The 17318-nt window shown below is 37.9% G+C and carries 13 protein-coding genes and 2 pseudogenes; 7 read left to right on the top strand and 8 right to left on the bottom strand.

Annotated elements, in window-relative coordinates; all coding sequences use genetic code 11:
- Nucleotides 1-116: 116 nt before the first annotated feature.
- Nucleotides 117-698: a Uma2 family endonuclease gene (locus H6G25_RS18105; protein ID WP_190393694.1), complete on the bottom strand. Its 582-nt coding sequence runs from the start codon at nt 696-698 to the stop codon at nt 117-119.
- Nucleotides 699-869: 171 nt separating this feature from the next.
- On the opposite strand from H6G25_RS18105, the gene H6G25_RS18100 reads away from it, so the two are divergent.
- Nucleotides 870-1106 carry a hypothetical protein gene (locus H6G25_RS18100; protein ID WP_190393693.1) on the top strand — a complete coding sequence of 79 codons (237 nt, stop codon included), beginning with the start codon at nt 870-872 and terminating at the stop codon, nt 1104-1106.
- Nucleotides 1084-1374, top strand: coding sequence for a putative toxin-antitoxin system toxin component, PIN family (locus H6G25_RS21365; RefSeq protein WP_242035017.1), 291 nt, complete (start codon nt 1084-1086; stop codon nt 1372-1374). Before H6G25_RS18100 ends, H6G25_RS21365 begins: the two co-directional genes overlap by 23 nt.
- A gap of 276 nt (nt 1375-1650) precedes the next feature.
- On the opposite strand, the gene nifJ is transcribed toward H6G25_RS21365, so the two are convergent.
- The 3 genes from nifJ to dapB form a co-directional block, all read right to left on the bottom strand.
- Entirely contained in the window at nt 1651-5259 is a 3609-nt protein-coding gene (nifJ, locus tag H6G25_RS18090) for a pyruvate:ferredoxin (flavodoxin) oxidoreductase (RefSeq protein WP_190393692.1), read from the bottom strand.
- A 181-nt stretch (nt 5260-5440) separates the two neighbouring features.
- The gene (locus H6G25_RS18085) at nt 5441-6136 is read right to left on the bottom strand and encodes a phosphate ABC transporter permease (protein ID WP_190393691.1); all 696 of its coding nucleotides are present in this window, start codon (nt 6134-6136) and stop codon (nt 5441-5443) included.
- A 92-nt stretch (nt 6137-6228) separates the two neighbouring features.
- Nucleotides 6229-7065: a 4-hydroxy-tetrahydrodipicolinate reductase gene (gene dapB, locus H6G25_RS18080; RefSeq protein WP_190393690.1), complete on the bottom strand. Its 837-nt coding sequence runs from the start codon at nt 7063-7065 to the stop codon at nt 6229-6231.
- Nucleotides 7066-7682: 617 nt separating this feature from the next.
- Here dapB and H6G25_RS18075 point away from each other — a divergent pair.
- Nucleotides 7683-7769 (top strand): annotated as a pseudogene (locus tag H6G25_RS18075) (IS200/IS605 family transposase); the annotation flags it as partial.
- Nucleotides 7770-8210: 441 nt separating this feature from the next.
- The gene (locus tag H6G25_RS18070; RefSeq protein ID WP_190393689.1) at nt 8211-8600 is read left to right on the top strand and encodes a DUF1815 family protein; all 390 of its coding nucleotides are present in this window, start codon (nt 8211-8213) and stop codon (nt 8598-8600) included.
- A gap of 343 nt (nt 8601-8943) precedes the next feature.
- On the opposite strand, the gene H6G25_RS18065 is transcribed toward H6G25_RS18070, so the two are convergent.
- Nucleotides 8944-9759 carry an alpha/beta hydrolase gene (locus tag H6G25_RS18065; RefSeq protein WP_190393688.1) on the bottom strand — a complete coding sequence of 272 codons (816 nt, stop codon included), beginning with the start codon at nt 9757-9759 and terminating at the stop codon, nt 8944-8946.
- Nucleotides 9760-10553: 794 nt separating this feature from the next.
- Here H6G25_RS18065 and metG point away from each other — a divergent pair.
- The 3 genes from metG to lptC all read left to right on the top strand — a co-directional run bounded on the left by metG (nt 10554) and on the right by lptC (nt 14240).
- The gene (gene metG, locus H6G25_RS18060) at nt 10554-12149 is read left to right on the top strand and encodes a methionine--tRNA ligase (RefSeq protein ID WP_190393687.1); all 1596 of its coding nucleotides are present in this window, start codon (nt 10554-10556) and stop codon (nt 12147-12149) included.
- Nucleotides 12150-12365: 216 nt separating this feature from the next.
- On the top strand, nt 12366-12995 hold the full coding sequence (locus H6G25_RS18055) for an NYN domain-containing protein (protein ID WP_190393686.1): 630 nt from the start codon (nt 12366-12368) through the stop codon (nt 12993-12995).
- A 24-nt stretch (nt 12996-13019) separates the two neighbouring features.
- Nucleotides 13020-14240, top strand: coding sequence for an LPS export ABC transporter periplasmic protein LptC (lptC, locus tag H6G25_RS18050; RefSeq protein ID WP_190393685.1), 1221 nt, complete (start codon nt 13020-13022; stop codon nt 14238-14240).
- Nucleotides 14241-14641: 401 nt separating this feature from the next.
- Here the strand turns inward: lptC and H6G25_RS18045 are convergent, their stop codons facing one another.
- From H6G25_RS18045 to H6G25_RS18035, 3 genes and pseudogenes are all read right to left on the bottom strand, one after another.
- Nucleotides 14642-15637: a hypothetical protein gene (locus H6G25_RS18045; RefSeq protein WP_190393684.1), complete on the bottom strand. Its 996-nt coding sequence runs from the start codon at nt 15635-15637 to the stop codon at nt 14642-14644.
- 160 nt (nt 15638-15797) lie between these two features.
- On the bottom strand, nt 15798-17180 hold the full coding sequence (gene psbC, locus H6G25_RS18040; protein ID WP_190393683.1) for a photosystem II reaction center protein CP43: 1383 nt from the start codon (nt 17178-17180) through the stop codon (nt 15798-15800).
- Nucleotides 17164-17318 (bottom strand): annotated as a pseudogene (locus tag H6G25_RS18035) (photosystem II D2 protein (photosystem q(a) protein)); the annotation flags it as partial. The gene psbC and the pseudogene H6G25_RS18035, both read right to left, overlap by 17 nt.

Genomic DNA, 17318 nt, shown 5'->3' with positions numbered 1-17318 from the left:
AAAACTCCGTCAACTTAAAATAGAAAGACAAGCGAAAGTATGAGGAAATGATCATTAAATATTTGATTAATGAAAATATCAATCCTTTATATCCAAATCTTTAAAAATCATTTTTATCAATCCTCCTGTAACTTAAAATTCACATCTTCATAAATATCTAACAGTGGAATTTCTAAATTTATAGCACCTAAAAAGATTTTATCTTGATCAGATTCATAAGCACGAAATAACCAAGCATCATCTTCGGCTTTTTTATAATGTTCTATGCTGATTTCATATTGGCTAATTAACACATATTCTTGAAAATCAGGAATTGAGCGATAATAACGAAATTTATCAGTGCGGTCGTGATTTTGTGTAGATTTAGACAGAACCTCAACAATTAAACAAGGATTAAGAATAGTATCTTTACGTTGCGGTTGAAAAAGTGGTTCACCATCAATCACTAAAATATCTGGATAAGTATATTGATGATAACGCGGAATCCATAATCGCAAATCACCGATGTATGGTTTGCAACTTTTACCCCGCAGTGCAAATTTCAAAAAGGCATAAACATTGCCGGCAATTTGGTTATGATTAAGAGACCCCCCTGTCATTGGTACTATTTCTCCATTTCGGTACTCGCTGCGAAATTCTGCAAGTTCTTCTTGTGCTAAATATTCTTCAGTAGTGTAGTAACGTTGTTGAGTTTGCATAGTTTATTTTTTTGCTATCTCATATTTTGATGATAACTACAGTAGATACATTTTTCAGGTTGTAAATTTTATATTATTTTAGATGATATCGGTGAAAACTGCAAGCTAACACCAGTATAATCATAAAAATTGGTGAATAATATATTATATCAGAAAAGGAGAATTGACACTATGTTACAAAATACCTATCAACTTCCCTTGACATTTGATCAAATTCTTAGCTTAGTTAAACAACTTTCTAATTCCGAAAAATTATTACTTAGTAAAGAGTTAGAAAAAGAAACATTGAATAATAAATTAACAGAGTTATTAGAAATATTTCAAACTGATGAATTGTCATTAGAAGAAATTACAGAAGAAGTGGAAATTGTCCGTTCTCAAATTTATGCTGGAAAAAATAACAGTTAAGATAATTATTGATACTAATCTTTGGATTAGTTTTTTGATTGGTAAGGAATTGAAAGAATTAAAAAACCTTTTAGTTGAAGAAGCAATTCAATTAATAATTTCTGAGCAAATATTAGAAGAAATTACTTTAGTCACTCAACGTCCTAAATTACAAAAATATTTCCCGTCTCACAAAGTTCACGAATTAATTCAACTTTTAAGCACTATTGGTGTATTTATAAATACAACATCAGAATTTTTTATTAGGACTTACGCAAGATGTAACTGAAACCCTGATTATTTCGTAGGGGTAATTCATGAATTACCCCTACTTTCGTTCTATTTTGCGTAAGTCCTGTTTATTTGTCGAGATGCGAAAGATAATTATCTTTTAGGATTAGCAAAAGATAGTGATGCTTTTTAGTCACAGGTGATCAAGATTTATTAGTGATTGCAAAATTTGAAAATACTGAAATTGTCACTTATCAAGAACTTTTACAGAAATTATACAATTGATGTTGGTAATGTTGGGTTTCCTTGCGTCAACCCAACCTACAATGAAGATTTACCTATTCGCTAAATATTGATACATTTCCCATCTAGCATTAACTTCTGCTTGCGCTTGTTCTAGCAACAATTTCGCCACCTCCGGTTTACTCTTCGTCAACATTTTAAAGCGGTTCTCCTGATACATTGACTTTTCCACCGATTCAGAAGGCGCTTTCATATCCAATTGGAGGGGATTTTTACCCTGGTCTTGTAATGCCGGATTATAGCGATATAATAACCATCTTCCTGAGTCTACTAACGCCTTTTGCTGTTGTAAACCAGTGGTCATATCAATCCCGTGAGCAATACAATGACTATAGGCAATTATGATTGATGGACCATCAAAAGCTTCCGCTTCTAAAAATGCTTTGAGTGTATGTTCATCTCGCGCACCTAAAGCGACGCTGGCAACATAAACATTACCATAAGTCATGGCCATTAAACCTAAATCTTTCTTGGGTGCAGGTTTACCTCCAGTCGCATATTTAGCTACTGCGGCTTTGGGTGTGGCTTTAGAAGATTGTCCTCCGGTATTAGAATAAACTTCTGTGTCCATGACCAAAATGTTCACATTGCGACCTGTGGAAATTATATGATCAATTCCTCCAAAATCTATATCATACGCCCAACCATCACCCCCAACTATCCACACACTTTTCTTAACTAAATAATCAGCTAAGGATTTTAGATTTTGGATTTTCGTCTTTTCTAGAGAGGTTTTGTTGTTCGGTTGTAGAGATGTTTCATTTAATTGTAGAGACGTTCCATGGAACGTCTCTACATTGTTCAATATTTGATCTAATTTGTGTTTGAGGATGACAATTCTTTCCCGCTGGTCCCAAATATCAGCTTCGGTTTTTTGTTCGGCCTTGAGAATGGCATTAACTAAATTATCGCCAATTTCATTACTTAATTGTGATAATAATTCTGCGGCAAATTCCGCTTGTTTGTCTATGGATAAACGATAACCAAAACCAAATTCGGCGTTATCTTCAAATAAACTATTAGACCAAGCCGGACCTCTTCCTTGATCATTTTGACTCCAGGGAGTTGTGGGTAAATTTCCCCCATAAATGGAAGAACAACCGGTGGCGTTGGCAATGAGTGAGCGATCGCCAAATAATTGTGTTAATAATTTAAGGTAGGGGGTTTCTCCACAACCAGCACAAGCACCGGAAAACTCAAACAATGGTTCTTGTAATTGTTGTTGTCGAATTTGGTTTACTTTCAAAGTTTTCCGGTCAGGATTTGGTAAACTCAAAAAGAAATGCCAATTTTCTCGTTCTTGTTCCCGCAAGGGTAATTGTGGACTCATGTTAATCGCCTTGCGGGTGGGTTCGGCTTTGTTTTTGGCAGGACAGACGCTAACACAAATTTCGCAGCCTGTACAGTCTTCTGGGGCTACCTGAATAGTGAATTTCTGGTTAGCAAAACTCTTATCTTTGGCGTTAGTTGATTTAAAAGTTGTCGGTGCGTTGACTAATTCATTAACTGGATAGGCTTTAGCGCGAATAGCCGCGTGGGGACAAACCATCACACATTTACCACACTGAACGCAGACATCACTATCCCAAACTGGTATTTCTGCCGCCACGTTACGTTTTTCCCATTTTGCAGTCCCACTGGGAAAAGTTCCGTCAGCGGGTAAAGCACTCACAGGTAAATCATCACCTTCCCAGACCATAATTTTACTGAGAACATTCTCGACAAATTGGGGTTTGGTAATTGCTAATTGGTAATTTTCCTTATTACCTATTTCCACCAGAGGAATTTCGATTTCATGGAGATTTTCTAGGGTGTTGTCTACAGCTTTTAAATTCTTCTGGACAACTTCCACACCTTTTTTGCCATAAGTTTTCTCTATGGACTGTTTGATTTTAGCAATTGCTTCTTTTTCTGGCAATACTCCCGCCAAAGCAAAGAAACAGACCTGCATAATAGTGTTAATTCTATGCCCCATACCACTATTTTTCGCCACTTGACTGGCATTAATAGTGTAAACTTTGAGATTTTTGGCGAGAATTTGCTGTTTTACTTTTAAGGGGAGATTTTCCCAAACTGTATCTACATCATAAGGACTATTTAACAATAAAATCGCCCCTGGTGCAGCAGCTTTTAAAATATCAATACTTTCCACAAATCCCCAATGGTGACAACCGATAAAATTAGCCTTGTCTATGAGGTAGGTTGAACGAATTTTTTCAGGTCCGAAACGCAGGTGAGAAACTGTCATTGAACCGGATTTTTTGGAATCATAAACAAAGTAACCTTGGGCGTTATTTTCTGTGCCTTCACCGATGATTTTGATAGAGTTCTTATTTGCACCCACTGTACCATCTGAACCCAAACCATAGAACATTGCCCGAACTACATGATCCGGTTCTGTAGAGAAATTGGCATCAAAATTTAAAGAGGTGAAACTAACATCATCATTAATCCCAATTGTAAAATGATTCTTGGGTTTAATTTGGCTAAGATTATCAAAAATACTCTTGACCATTGCGGGCGTAAATTCTTTAGAAGAAAGTCCATATCTCCCCCCAACAATTTTTGGAAATGTAGTTTTTTTCCAGCCTTCATAAATAGCTGTCACCACATCTAAATATAATGGTTCTCCTGCACTGCCGGCTTCTTTAGTTCTATCCAAAACTGCAATAGATTTGACACTATTGGGTAATGCTTCTATAAATCTAGCAATATCAAAAGGGCGGAAAAGTCGCACTTTAATAACTCCAACTTTTTCCCCTGCGTTGTTGAGATAATCTACAGTTTCATGGACAGTTTCACAACCAGAACCCATGATAATAATTACTCTTTCCGCGTCTGGTACACCATGATATTCATAGAGTTTGTAATATCTACCTGTGCGTTTCCCAAATTTATCCATAATCTTTTCAACAATATCGGCACAAACATGATAATAAGGGTTTGCACCTTCACGAGATTGAAAGTAAACATCAGGATTTTGTGCCGTTCCTCGTAATACTGGATGATCTGGAGTTAAGCATCTTTGACGATGTGCTAAGATTGATTTTAAAGAAATAAATTCCTGTAAATTTTCATCTGTTAATAATTCAACTTTCTGCACTTCATGGGAAGTTCTAAACCCATCAAAAAAGTGTAAAAATGGCACTCTTGTTTCTAAAGTTGCAGCATGAGAAATTAAGGCAAAATCATGACTTTCCTGGACAGAAGCCGAACACAAAAAAGCGAAACCAGTCGCCCTAGCAGCCATAACATCACTATGATCACCGAAAATAGATAACGCATGGGTAGCTAAGGAACGGGCAGAAACATGAAGGACAAAACTAGTTAATTCTCCGGCAATTTTGTACAAGTTAGGAATCATTAATAATAATCCCTGGGAAGCGGTGAAAGTTGTACTTAATGCCCCCGTTTGTAATGCCCCATGGACGGCAGCAGCAGCCCCTCCTTCGCTTTGCATTTGGGTGACGCTGGGAACTGTACCCCAAAGATTTGGTTTATTTTCGGACATCCAACTATCAGCCCATTCACCCATATTTGAAGATGGGGTGATAGGATAAATAGCGATAACTTCGTTTAATTTGTAGGCTACACGGGCAACAGCTTCGTTACCATCAATTGTGGCATAATATTTGTTCATGATTTTTCTTCCTGAGTCTTTTGTGGTTGTTTCAACTGTATGCAAAGAAACCAAAAAGATAAGCATTAGAAATAGCTAAAGTTAGGAAGTCAATTTGTGATATTTTCTACAGTTTTATTGATTAAACAAACAATCACACCCCAAGGAAACGGATATATAAGGACTAATTACCTATTACCAATTACCTATTCTCTACCCCCCCTTGTCTTCCTGGACGACGGCGAGGTCTTCTTTCTTGGTTTGCACGTAAACGCATACTAACTTCATTAAATAAGTCTCGGCGGAGATATGGATAATCACTTACCCAGAGGTCACGACTAGGAATGTATATATCACTAAATTCTTCAATTGTGCTTAAATCAGCACGATTTGACATTACCACCATTTCAGCGATTTGACCACGAGTAATGGCTTTGTGGGCAGGACGTAGTGGAGCTTCAAATTCAACACTAAATCCTGTGTCGTCTCCTATTTCTAGATTAATCCGCTTTTCGCGGTTTTCAATAATTACTAACTCACCTTTACTGTTGACAGTTTCCTGTTTGCCCATTAACCGATCTGTAATCCACCAATCTAGCACTCTTCCCCGGAAAAATCCACTGTATTTGTAACGGCGGCATTTTCCATTGCGGATACTTGCTTGTAATATGGGATACCATAGCCAAAAGAAAGCACCAAATACCCCAAAAAAGAAGATTAACCCAAATTCTAATCTAAACAAAAATTGTATCAGCAGTAGTACAGCCATGGTAACTACAGAAATTAATAGCCGCTGCAAAAAATTACTAAACTTCCCCCAATAGTATTTATATTGTGGTCCAGAGGCAATTAGGGGAATAATTTGTTCAAATTTTTGCCGAGTTAGGGGAACGATCATATTTTAGATTTGGGATTTTGAATTTTAGATTTTAGATTTTGGACTGGAAAAATCGCCAATCGAAAATTTCTCACAGATGATTGCTGAGTGTTTTATAGTATTTTTTCTAGTCCATATACTAAAGATTTTAGCTGGTTAACTTTGCGTATGGCTAATAATACTCCTGGCATATAACAGGCGCGATCGCTGGTATCATGACGTAAGGTATAAATCTGCCCAGCGGCACCAAAAATCACCTCTTGGTGGGCAATTAGTCCTGGTAAGCGCACACTATGAATTCTAATCCCTTCGTCTGCTAAACTGCCTCTAGCTCCTGGTATTTTCTCCGTTTCTTCCACCATAGCAGTATTGAAGGTTTTACCCATTTCTGCCAAAAGTTGAGCAGTTTGAATGGCTGTACCACTGGGAGCATCAGCTTTTTGGTTATGATGGAGTTCGATAATTTCTACATGATCAAAATACTGAGAAGCTCTAACAGCCGCTTCTTGTAGTAATACCATACCAATGGAAAAGTTGGGAATAATCAAACAACCGGTACTGGCTTTTTCAGCAAAATCACTTAATTCTTGAATTTGTGCGGGACTTAAACCTGTAGTTCCCACAACTGGACGAATTCCATAGGCGATCGCACTGCGAATATTGTTATATACTACATCAGGATGAGTGAAATCAACTAGTACACCTGGCTGCATCTGTCTTTCCCCAGCCACATAGGCCAACATAGGTTCTAATTGATTGCTAATTGGTACTTCTAAGGGTTCACTTAAACCCGCTAGTTCTCCAGCGTCTTTACCTTGATGTTGGGGAGTAGTGTCAATTGCACCCAGTAAAGTCAAATCAGATGCTTGGGCTACTGCTTTGATGACCTCACGTCCCATTTTACCAGCCGCACCATTAACAATAACTGGGATAGAAGCTTGATTGCTCATAGATTTAACAATTATTATTTTAAATTCAACAAGGAAATTGTCTCATGAATCCCAGTCTTATAATCATGGGCATCATAATAAATGCCATATTATAATTTTGACTCAGAAATTAAAACTGAATGGATTCAGTAGGTTGGCGTTAAAAATCGTTGTTATAGCACAGTTGTTTGAGACAAGAGGCACTTATGCAAGAGTCAAATGAAGTTTTCAGCGATTTTACGTTTTTTTACACAGTTTGGTTTTATTGTGTTAAACTACTTGTTTTCATCAAATACGGTATTAAGAATAACAATTATCGTATTTAACTTTGCCCTAACCTCAGCCTATATTTTTAAGATACCAAATTTATTTATTGGTAATGGAGGTAAGGAAACAAGCAGGGAAAATAGACGTTATCTGTTTATCAGAGTAAATGCGTTAAAAGGCGTATCTAGTCGCAGATATGGAGAAGATGCATATAAAAACCCCCCCATAAAGAATTCCGGCGTTGCTGAAACCAGGTATGAATTTAGGTGTAGAGACGAGAATCCCTACATGAAGAACGTCTCTACAAGGGTTTTGAAATCATCAAAAATCATTTTCATCCCACATTCAGCAACGCCGAATAATTTCTATGAAGTCCCAGTTATTTTGCTATTTCGGTAGGCGGTGCGCCACTAGAAATATTAAAGGAGTATATTAAGAATCAGGAAAAGCCATCCTAGTTTTAACCAACTTGACTATCAGTGAATTTAAGTTAGACTAAAAGAAGTATCTCGGTTTGATCAAGTAAAATTAGGGCAAAAAACGGAGTCCACAATGTAAACCCTTGTAATTACGGCGAATTTCGCCTGATAGCTCCTGTGGCCTAGCCATCTGAGATATACTATTAGCGCGTAAGATGCCCACACCACAAGAGTTTTATCATTAATACCTGTACTTCATAACACTAGTAACTGATGTATGTCCGTTCGGAGTACCTGGGGAAATTGAATAACCTGATACTTCTTCAGAAATCGTTATCCACTAACCTAAACAGGGTCAATAATTAATGAACTCACCGAGAACTGAATATTATCAAAAAATATCCTATAATGCCAGTGCGTGAGAAAATCTAAAGAAAATATAAAAGAAAGTCCAAGGAATATGGTATTTGGAGGCCAAAAATGTTTTTAAGACTAGCAAACGAACATAGAGAATTTGTGCAAGATTTAGTCATGAACCTGCAAGCTCTGGCGACTGTACTAGAACGGTATGGTTATCCCGCTTCCTGCTATACTTGTGGCAATCAGATGAATAGTGCATCTTTTATGGTGAGCTTAGGAGAGAATCATCTAATTCGCTTTTTAGTATCAGATTATGGGATTACTTGGACAGAAATGCGTGATGATCGTGAATTAATGAAACTGGAAGGCGCGGAAGCGATTAACCAATTAGAAGAACTGGCCAACCTGATTAAGCAGTCTATGCAAAGGCTTGGAGATACTAAATATTCACCCGTAATAAGTAAGCGCATTTTACAGAAGATATCGGGAAGAGCAAAAACCCACTCCTAGCAACGTGAAACTCAAATTGGGTTTCCAGTTACTATTTCCTACCACCTTAGAGAATGACTTATGAACATTCCGACCCAAAATATGGGATACAAGCCCCGTCCTTCTAGGACGGCTTTGTGGTAAAATGGGTACAAGCGAACATTGAGGGATCATAATACTATTTCGATAGCACAACCCAATGAAATCAGGACTTACGCAAAATATCTCTCAAACCCTCTTTTCTTCGTTCTCTTCGTTCCTTCGTGGTTCATTATTCCGTGACTTGTGCGTAAGTCCTAGAAATGTTAAGGAATCCTCGGACTGATTGATGGGGAGGTATGTCGGAGCGGCGATCCTATGGACTTCACAAGCCAACAAACCAATCGCTATTTATGTTAGCCTCTAAAAAACCGTTATCTTTGAGAATTTGATAGAGATTCACATTTTTCTCTAATAAACAAGCATGGCCGCTATTTGGGAGGATAAATATCTTGGTATTTGGTAGAATCCTAGCCAATCTTGCGATTTCATTGACGGAAGGTAATAAGCGATCGCTACCACTACCAATCAGTAAAATTGGTTGTGTTAGCTGTTGTAAATCTTTTTTGTCAACTTGAAAATCTCGCAACAGTGACAAGCGCCAGTTTATAGTTTCTGGCGGAATAGAACGCATGGCTGCAAGAAGTATTTGGCGATCGCCTTCAGAAATGCGTTCTAATGAAGCCAGGAATGGTAACAAACCCAATGAACCAACATTAAATAATAGTGATGGGACAAACTGAGTAAGCCGGGATATCCAACTAAACCAAGGGTCTTGCAAAAAAGCAGAAGCGGGATTAATTAAGATAATACGCTTAAATAAATGCGGTGATTGGGTTGCTACTTTCATTGCTAAACAACCACCAAAGGATTCTCCACAGAGATATATTGGCCGTTGACGGCTTTTTTCCAGTTCGCCATGAATCAAATCTAAAACATTTCTGGACAAAACATCCCAAGTACCAAGATAGTTTTTGGATATAGCCAAGCAACGAATATCTAAACCTAGTGATAATTCAGGGATTTGGGTTTTTAACAATTGACCAGTCCCATCCATTCCCGGTAAATAAATAAATAAAGGAGCATCTGATTGTACTGGTTTTGGAGTCAAAAAACAAGGTTTGAGGTCAACTGCTGGCATTTTGGTGCTTTTTTTCGTATATTCTATCTTTAATTTTACCGTTTCCGTTATCCAGATGGGGATTAGGAAGTAATTTTGATCTTTTCCTCCCTGTCTAAAATCAACTTTTCCAGACAAAAAACAATTCACTATGAAACCATGATTACAGAATTTATGGCGATTTGTCTTCATCATATATAAGTATGCAAAAGCGTTAAATCCTCCCCATCAACAATGGTGTCACCCTGGCATTACACACAATATGGCATATTACATGGCGGAATTAAAAATCAACAATTAAAAATTTAAAAATCAGTTTAAATAAGCTGTTGATTAAGTGACGCTGTTATTTAGTAAATATTTCATGAAAATTGTGAAAGATGCAGGTTAAATCAAAGATTAAAGGGTATTCAACGCTGGAACTTAGATTAGTGTATTTTCTGTGACTACCAATGAAATAAACAAGTTTTATCATGATTATTAGTAACTAGTTTCTCTAAGTAAGTCGGCATGATCAAATCAATATACATTTAGTTTTGTAAAAACCATGAAATAACCTATTCCTAAGGTATTTGTTGTAGATTTACATTTCGTTACATATATTGATTGTTTAACGCCAACTTACTTAACTGGTCAATAAATCAGATGAATTTATAGAAGTAATTGAATAATTATTCTTCAGTCCGTAAATTTGTTGCCTCTTAGAAGAAATTTGAAAAAACAGTAGCAATATTATATAATTGCTTAGTTTTGTCTAGATAATCTAGATGGTTAAAAGAGAAAACTGACTGATTAATAATTTGCTTTTATTATCCATGAATCTAATGAATAAAACAGAAAATACTTTTGCACTGACAACACCGCTATATTATGTCAACGATGTTCCCCATATTGGCAGTGCTTATACAACCATAGCAGCAGATGTCATAGCCAGATTTCAACGCTTACAGGGAAATCAAGTTTTACTAATTACAGGTACAGATGAACACGGACAAAAAATCCAGCGTTCAGCAGCCAGTTTAGGAAAAGCACCGCAGGATTTTTGTGATGAAATTGTCCCCAGCTTTACCAGATTATGGGATGCACTTGATATTCAATATGATCGCTTTAGTCGTACGAGTGTACCTCGTCACCAGGCGATAGTCAATGAGTTCTTTCAGCGAGTTTGGAAAAATGGTGACATCTACCAAGGAGAACAAAAAGGTTGGTACTGTGTCTCCTGTGAAGAATTTAAGGAAGAACGGGATTTGCTCGAAGATAAACACTGTCCCATCCATACTAACAAACAAGTAGAGTGGCGAGACGAGCAGAACTATTTCTTCCGCTTGTCTAAATATCAAACCCAGCTAGAGGAGTTTTACCAATCCCACCCAGATTTTATCCAACCTGTCAGCAGAAGGAATGAAGTTTTCAATTTTGTCGCTCAAGGGTTACAAGATTTTTCGATTTCCCGGGTAAATCTTGATTGGGGTTTTCCCGTACCTGTTGACTCTAAACATACATTGTATGTGTGGTTTGATGCTTTGCTGGGTTATGTAACAGCATTGTTAGAACCAGAGGCAGAACCAACCCTAGCTAATGCTTTACAAACATGGTGGCCAATTAATCTTCACTTGATTGGTAAAGATATTTTACGCTTTCATGCTGTTTACTGGCCTGCAATGCTGATGTCAGCGGGTTTACCTTTACCAGACAGGGTATTTGGACATGGTTTTTTAACTAAAGACGGTCAAAAAATGGGTAAAACTCTGGGTAATACCCTTGATCCTATCATTTTGGTTGAAAATTATGGTAGTGATGCCATTCGTTATTACTTCCTTAAGGAAATCGAATTTGGGAAGGATGGCGATTTTAATGAAATAAGGTTCATTAATGTTTTGAATGCAGATTTGGCGAATGATTTAGGTAATTTGTTAAATCGCACTTTAAATATGGTGAAGAAATACTGCTCTAGTCAAGTACCATCCATCAACCAATCAGCTATTCCGGCTGAAAATCCTTTAAAAGCGATGGGGTTAGAATTGGGAGCAAAGGTGAAACAAGCATATACAGCTTTAGCTTTCAACGAAGCCTGTCACTATACTTTGTCTCTGGTACAAGCCAGTAACAAGTTTATTGATGATCAAGCTCCTTGGTCATTATATAAACAAGGTAAACAGGAAGAAGTGGAAGTGGTGTTATATGCGGTTTTGGAATCTGTGAGACTAGCGGCTTATCTCCTCTCCCCAATTATTCCTAATATCAGCAGTGATATTTATCAGCAATTAGGCTGGGGGATTAATTTTAATGAACAAAAAAAAAGTGCAATTTTAGCCCCTTTTAGCACCCATTCCACATGGGGAATATTATCCGATCAACAACTATTAGGAACTCCTAAACCAGTTTTTAAACGGATAGAAACATCAAAATAAAAGATTAATTTTGGGAACTGCTAATTCCTTCAAGAAAATTCGGGGTTTTACATTTAGCTGATAGCTAATTAAGGAAGTAGATAATTAATGTGGTTTTGCTGCTGATTTTATTACTTCTAGTGTATTTTCCCCGGAGACTTATCATAAGCAATTCTAACAATTAGGTAGTTAGAGATTTCTATCATAACAGGGATAACAACACAAGGTATGACAACAATGTTGAATAATTTTGAAAACGACTCGGTATTTACGCCAGAACAAGTTTTAGAAAATCGGGGACGGGTGGCCATCTTTATTGACGGCTCAAACTTATTTTATGCAGCGCTACAACTAGGAATCGAAATTGATTATACTAAGTTATTGTGCCGTTTAACTGGGGGATCAAGGCTATTACGGGCTTTTTTCTATACAGGAGTAGACAGGACAAACGAGAAGCAACAAGGATTTTTGTTGTGGATGCGTCGCAATGGTTATAGAGTCATTGCTAAGGATTTGGTACAATTACCAGATGGTTCTAAAAAAGCAAATTTAGATGTAGAAATAGCCGTTGATATGATGGCCTTGGTAGATTCCTATGATACCGCAGTTTTAGTTAGCGGTGATGGCGATTTAGCCTATGCTGTTAATTCTGTCAGCTATAGAGGTGTTAGAGTAGAGGTGGTAAGCTTGCGCTCTATGACCAGTGATAGTTTAATTAATGTTAGCGATCGCTATATTGATTTAGAAGCCATCAAGGAGGACATTCAAAAAAATCCTCGTCAAAGTTATCCATATCGGCCATTGTCTAGTATGGGGTTTTTGGACGATCCTAGAGACAGTAACAGACACCTAGAAATTCCAGAATAATGCAGTATTCACAAAGTAGGGAGAATGGAAGACAAGATTCAAAACAGTCACAGGGGAAGCAAAGGTCATTCTCCCCAGGTCTATTCATTTTCACAGTTTAGATTATCAAAAAATTGGTTGTACCTGCCTTTGACATTGTGCTTGACTTTATGGTTATCTGCTTGCGGTCAACCATCCACATCTACCCCGTCAAAAACTAATATTTCATCTCCAAAGGAGGATGAAACTAAGTTAACTTTTTTTGGTGTGGCTTTAGAACAATTTGATGAGGTAGGTAGGCCAATTTGGAAGGTTAAAGCCAAAGAAGCAAAATATACTACAGACAAACAAATGGGTCAGGCCGAAAGTCCTGAAGGGGAACTCTACCAAGATGGAAAAGTTATTTACCAAATTAAAGCAGAAAAGGCTGACATCAAGCAAGATGGTAAGCAACTTTTTCTTCAAGGTAAAATTGTGGCTACGGATCCCCGTAATGGTATTGTTTTGAATGGTAATGAGTTAGAATGGCGACCTCAAGAAGATTTATTAATTGTCCGTAATCAGTTAAATGGTAGCCATAAACAATTACAAGTCACCGCCCAGGAGGCCAAGGTAAAAACCCGTGAACAAAGGGTAGAATTTTCAGGGAGAGTAGTCGCAACATCTAAAGATCCACATTTACAAATGCGAACTGAGCATTTAATATGGCAGATTAACCAGGAAAAATTATTTAGCGATCGCCCCATTCAAATAGAACAATATAAAGATAACAAAATCTCTGGGCGCAGTCAAGGTAATGCTGGCGAAATTAACTTAAAAACTCAAATTGCAATTCTTCAACCACAGACTAAATTAGAGTTCATAGATCCATTAATGCAAATTACAAGTAATTCTATAACATGGAATATTAAGCAAGAAAATATTACAACAAATTCTCCCATTCGTATCTTCAAAGCTGCTGAGAATCTAACTGTCACAGCTAATCAAGGAAAAATTAAAATACCAGAAAATACGGTGTATCTCACAGGTAATGTGAATGCGGTTGGTGAGCATCGTCAGTCTTTAAAATCCAATCAATTGACTTGGTATATAAATAAAAAATTGTTAGAAGCCCAAGGAAATGTAATTTATCACCAGTTTGAACCAAAATTAACTTTTCAAGGAGAAACAGCCGTCGGTAATTTAGACACAGAAAATATTGTTGTTAAAGGTGGTAATTCTGGACAGAAGGTAGTGACAGAAATTGTTCCCCAGGAAAATAGGTGATCAGGAAGTCGAGAGAGAAATCATCTTCTCATATAAAAATCTATCCTAAACACAAAACAAGCGTATATTGATTAGTATTATAATACATCATTGTTGTCAAAATTAACTAAAGATATTCAAATTTTTTTCATTTTTCCATATTTTTCTGAATGCTCACCCATTCCCTGACTGACTTTCTAATTGCCCTTCTACCATTTGGCCGATTTTGCTCAATTATTTGTGGTAAATCCCGAATTTATAAACTAGGAAATACTAAACTTCTCTCAGATTCCAAATATTCCCCATCTTGCAAAAGATAAATTGTCAATTCACCTTTTAGGGTGCATCAAATCTGATAAGTCTGTAATAGTAACCAGATTTTAAAACAGATTTTCAACAACTGACACACCCCAAATCTTTATCTAAAATTGATAAGAAACACCAAGGGAAAAAACAGGATAAACATTTAACCAATTAAGATCGCTTTCTTGTTTTTTCCTTTCCGCTTCGATGTTACGATTAATTTCCTGCTGTAAAGTGGGTGTTGCCAATGCCACTGGACCAAAACCAGGTGTTATTTCTACTTTTGGAGAGCCGGGAAACATTACACCCAAATTTGTGGAAAATCCCCAACGTTTACCAGGTTTGACAGCATTACCCCAACCAATACCAATATACGGTGCGACACTATTGCCGAAAGAAACCTTGGCTTTCACTGAAGTAAGAACATTTGTGGTATTATAATCCACACCATTGATATTAATTGTTCCACCATTTTTGGCTTTGCCAGTTCCTTCTATATTATTGTCCTGAAATACCAAGCCTCCAGTCAAACGGAAACCGGCATTTTTCCAAGGATAGTATTCAGCCAGGGTGGATACATTGAACAGGTTGAGTTTGGCATTATAATCAACATCAGACAGGTTAATATCTCTACTTGTGCCTAAGCCATTAATCCCGACTTTAGCATTAATATTAGGTGTTATGGATTTGGTGACTGTTGCACCAATACCTAATGTACTAATTTCAGGTGTAATTGCCCAACCGCTAGTTTTTGCTGGAACTTCGCTCTTTTCCTCCGTAGGTTTAGGTTTAACTTCTTCCGGTTTTGTTGCGGGTATGGTGACAGGTTGATTAGTACAGCGGGAATTTAAAGGATAATTTTTACAAAATACACCTAAATCCAGTGGTTTTTTGGCCAGTAAATCACTAGCATTATGAGTGAAAGTTCCTGGTTGAGGAAGAGTCTCAGTTTTTTCAGGAGTAATTGATGTGGCAATAACCTCATTTGTGACTGCTGGCTGGGTAACTGATTCTGCAACAACTTCTTCAGCAATGACCATCTGATTCATTGATGTTCCCATTGCTAAACCAGCCGCGACTGTCAATACAGACGTACCGAATTTGAACCTGTTCATTATCTGACCTTTAGTAAAATTTATTTGTTACGTTACATATTATATCAAATGTGTAAAATACCAAAAAAAATATCAAAAAAATATAAAAAAAGCTCTTGCTGTGACACAAGAGCTATAAAAAGTATGATATTGTCAGTGATTAAATGAAGATGAAAACAACCTAATCAAGGTCATTCATAAACATTACTGGTTCTGTTTCTCGGTTAATACCTTTCTCAAAACCACCAGAAGCAGCGCGGGCGCGGCCTGCGTGCCACAAGTGACCAACAAGGAAGAAGAATCCTAAAACGAAGTGTGAACAAGCTAACCAAGCGCGTGGAGACACATAGTTAAAGGAGTTAATTTCGGTAGCCACACCACCTACAGAGTTCAAAGAACCCAGTGGAGCGTGTGTCATGTATTCAGCAGCACGACGAGCTTGCCAAGGCTGAATGTCGTTCTTGATTTTTTCTAAGTCAAGACCGTTAGGACCACGGAGAGGCTCTAACCAAGGACCCTTGAAATCCCAGAAGCGCATGGTTTCACCACCAAAGATGATTTCACCTGTAGGAGAGCGCATCAAGTATTTACCTAGACCGGTAGGACCTTGAGCAGAACCGACGTTAGCACCTAAGCGTTGGTCACGAATCAAGAAGGTTAAAGCTTGTGCTTGAGAAGCTTCAGGACCAGTAGGACCAAAGAATTCGCTGGGGTATGCAGTGTTGTTATACCAAACCATGACGGAGGCGATAAAGCCCATCATAGAAAGAGCGCCTAAGCTATAGGAAAGGTAAGCTTCACCAGACCAAATAAAAGCACGACGCGCCCAAGCGAAAGGCTTGGTGAAGATATGCCAAATACCACCGGAAATACAAATTAAAGCAATCCAGATGTGACCGCCAATAACATCTTCCATGTTATCAACGCTGATAATCCAGCCTTCGCCACCGAAGGGAGCTTTAATCAGATAACCAAAGATAATAGCTGGGTTGAGTGTGGGGTTAGTAATCACACGCACATCACCACCACCTGGAGCCCAGGTATCATAAACTCCACCGAAGAACATAGCCTTCAGCACTAACAACAACGCACCACAACCTAAGATAATCAGGTGGAAGCCGATGATGTTGGTCATCTTGTTCTTGTCTTTCCAGTCATAACCAAAGAAAGAAGAATATTCTTCTAAGGTTTCAGGACCGCGAACGGCATGATAAATACCACCAAAACCTAAAACGGCGGAGGAAATAAGGTGAAGTACACCAGAGACGAAATAGGGGAAGGTGTCAATAACTTCACCACCAGCGCCAACGCCCCAACCAAGTGTGGCTAGGTGAGGGAGAAGAATCAAGCCCTGTTCGTACATGGGCTTTTCGGGAACGAAGTGAGCAACTTCAAATAAGGTCATTGCTCCAGCCCAGAAGACAATCAAACCAGCATGGGCTACGTGAGCGCCAAGTAGTTTACCAGATAAGTTGATTAAACGCGCGTTACCAGACCACCAAGCAAAACCGCTGGATTCTTGGTCGCGTCCACCACTAATGACTCTATTAGAGAGCGTTACCACGTGGTAATACCTCCTCGGGGAATATAAATTGTTCGTGGGGTTGATCTTGAGGAGCCATCCAAGCGCGGATACCCTCGTTCAGCAAAATGTTTTTGGTATAGAAAGTTTCAAACTCTGGGTCTTCTGCTGCCCGTAATT

This window comes from Dolichospermum sp. FACHB-1091 (assembly GCF_014697585.1).
Classification (GTDB): Bacteria; Cyanobacteriota; Cyanobacteriia; order Cyanobacteriales; family Nostocaceae; genus Dolichospermum.
Note: the sequence above shows the minus strand (reverse complement) of the source record. Positions and strands in the feature narration are given on the sequence as shown.

Bases quoted from the DNA above. Each gene is read 5' to 3' on its own strand.
- H6G25_RS18065 (WP_190393688.1), bottom strand. From the start codon at position 9,759: ATGCCAGCAGTTGACCTCAAACCTTGTTTTTTGACTCCAAAACCAGTA.
- metG (WP_190393687.1), top strand. From the start codon at position 10,554: ATGAATCTAATGAATAAAACAGAAAATACTTTTGCACTGACAACACCG.
- H6G25_RS18085 (WP_190393691.1), bottom strand. From the start codon at position 6,136: ATGATCGTTCCCCTAACTCGGCAAAAATTTGAACAAATTATTCCCCTA.
- lptC (WP_190393685.1), top strand. From the start codon at position 13,020: ATGGAAGACAAGATTCAAAACAGTCACAGGGGAAGCAAAGGTCATTCT.
- H6G25_RS18105 (WP_190393694.1), bottom strand. From the start codon at position 698: ATGCAAACTCAACAACGTTACTACACTACTGAAGAATATTTAGCACAA.
- H6G25_RS18055 (WP_190393686.1), top strand. From the start codon at position 12,366: ATGTTGAATAATTTTGAAAACGACTCGGTATTTACGCCAGAACAAGTT.
- dapB (WP_190393690.1), bottom strand. From the start codon at position 7,065: ATGAGCAATCAAGCTTCTATCCCAGTTATTGTTAATGGTGCGGCTGGT.
- H6G25_RS18045 (WP_190393684.1), bottom strand. From the start codon at position 15,637: ATGAACAGGTTCAAATTCGGTACGTCTGTATTGACAGTCGCGGCTGGT.
- H6G25_RS18100 (WP_190393693.1), top strand. From the start codon at position 870: ATGTTACAAAATACCTATCAACTTCCCTTGACATTTGATCAAATTCTT.
- nifJ (WP_190393692.1), bottom strand. From the start codon at position 5,259: ATGAACAAATATTATGCCACAATTGATGGTAACGAAGCTGTTGCCCGT.
- H6G25_RS18070 (WP_190393689.1), top strand. From the start codon at position 8,211: ATGTTTTTAAGACTAGCAAACGAACATAGAGAATTTGTGCAAGATTTA.
- H6G25_RS21365 (WP_242035017.1), top strand. From the start codon at position 1,084: ATGCTGGAAAAAATAACAGTTAAGATAATTATTGATACTAATCTTTGG.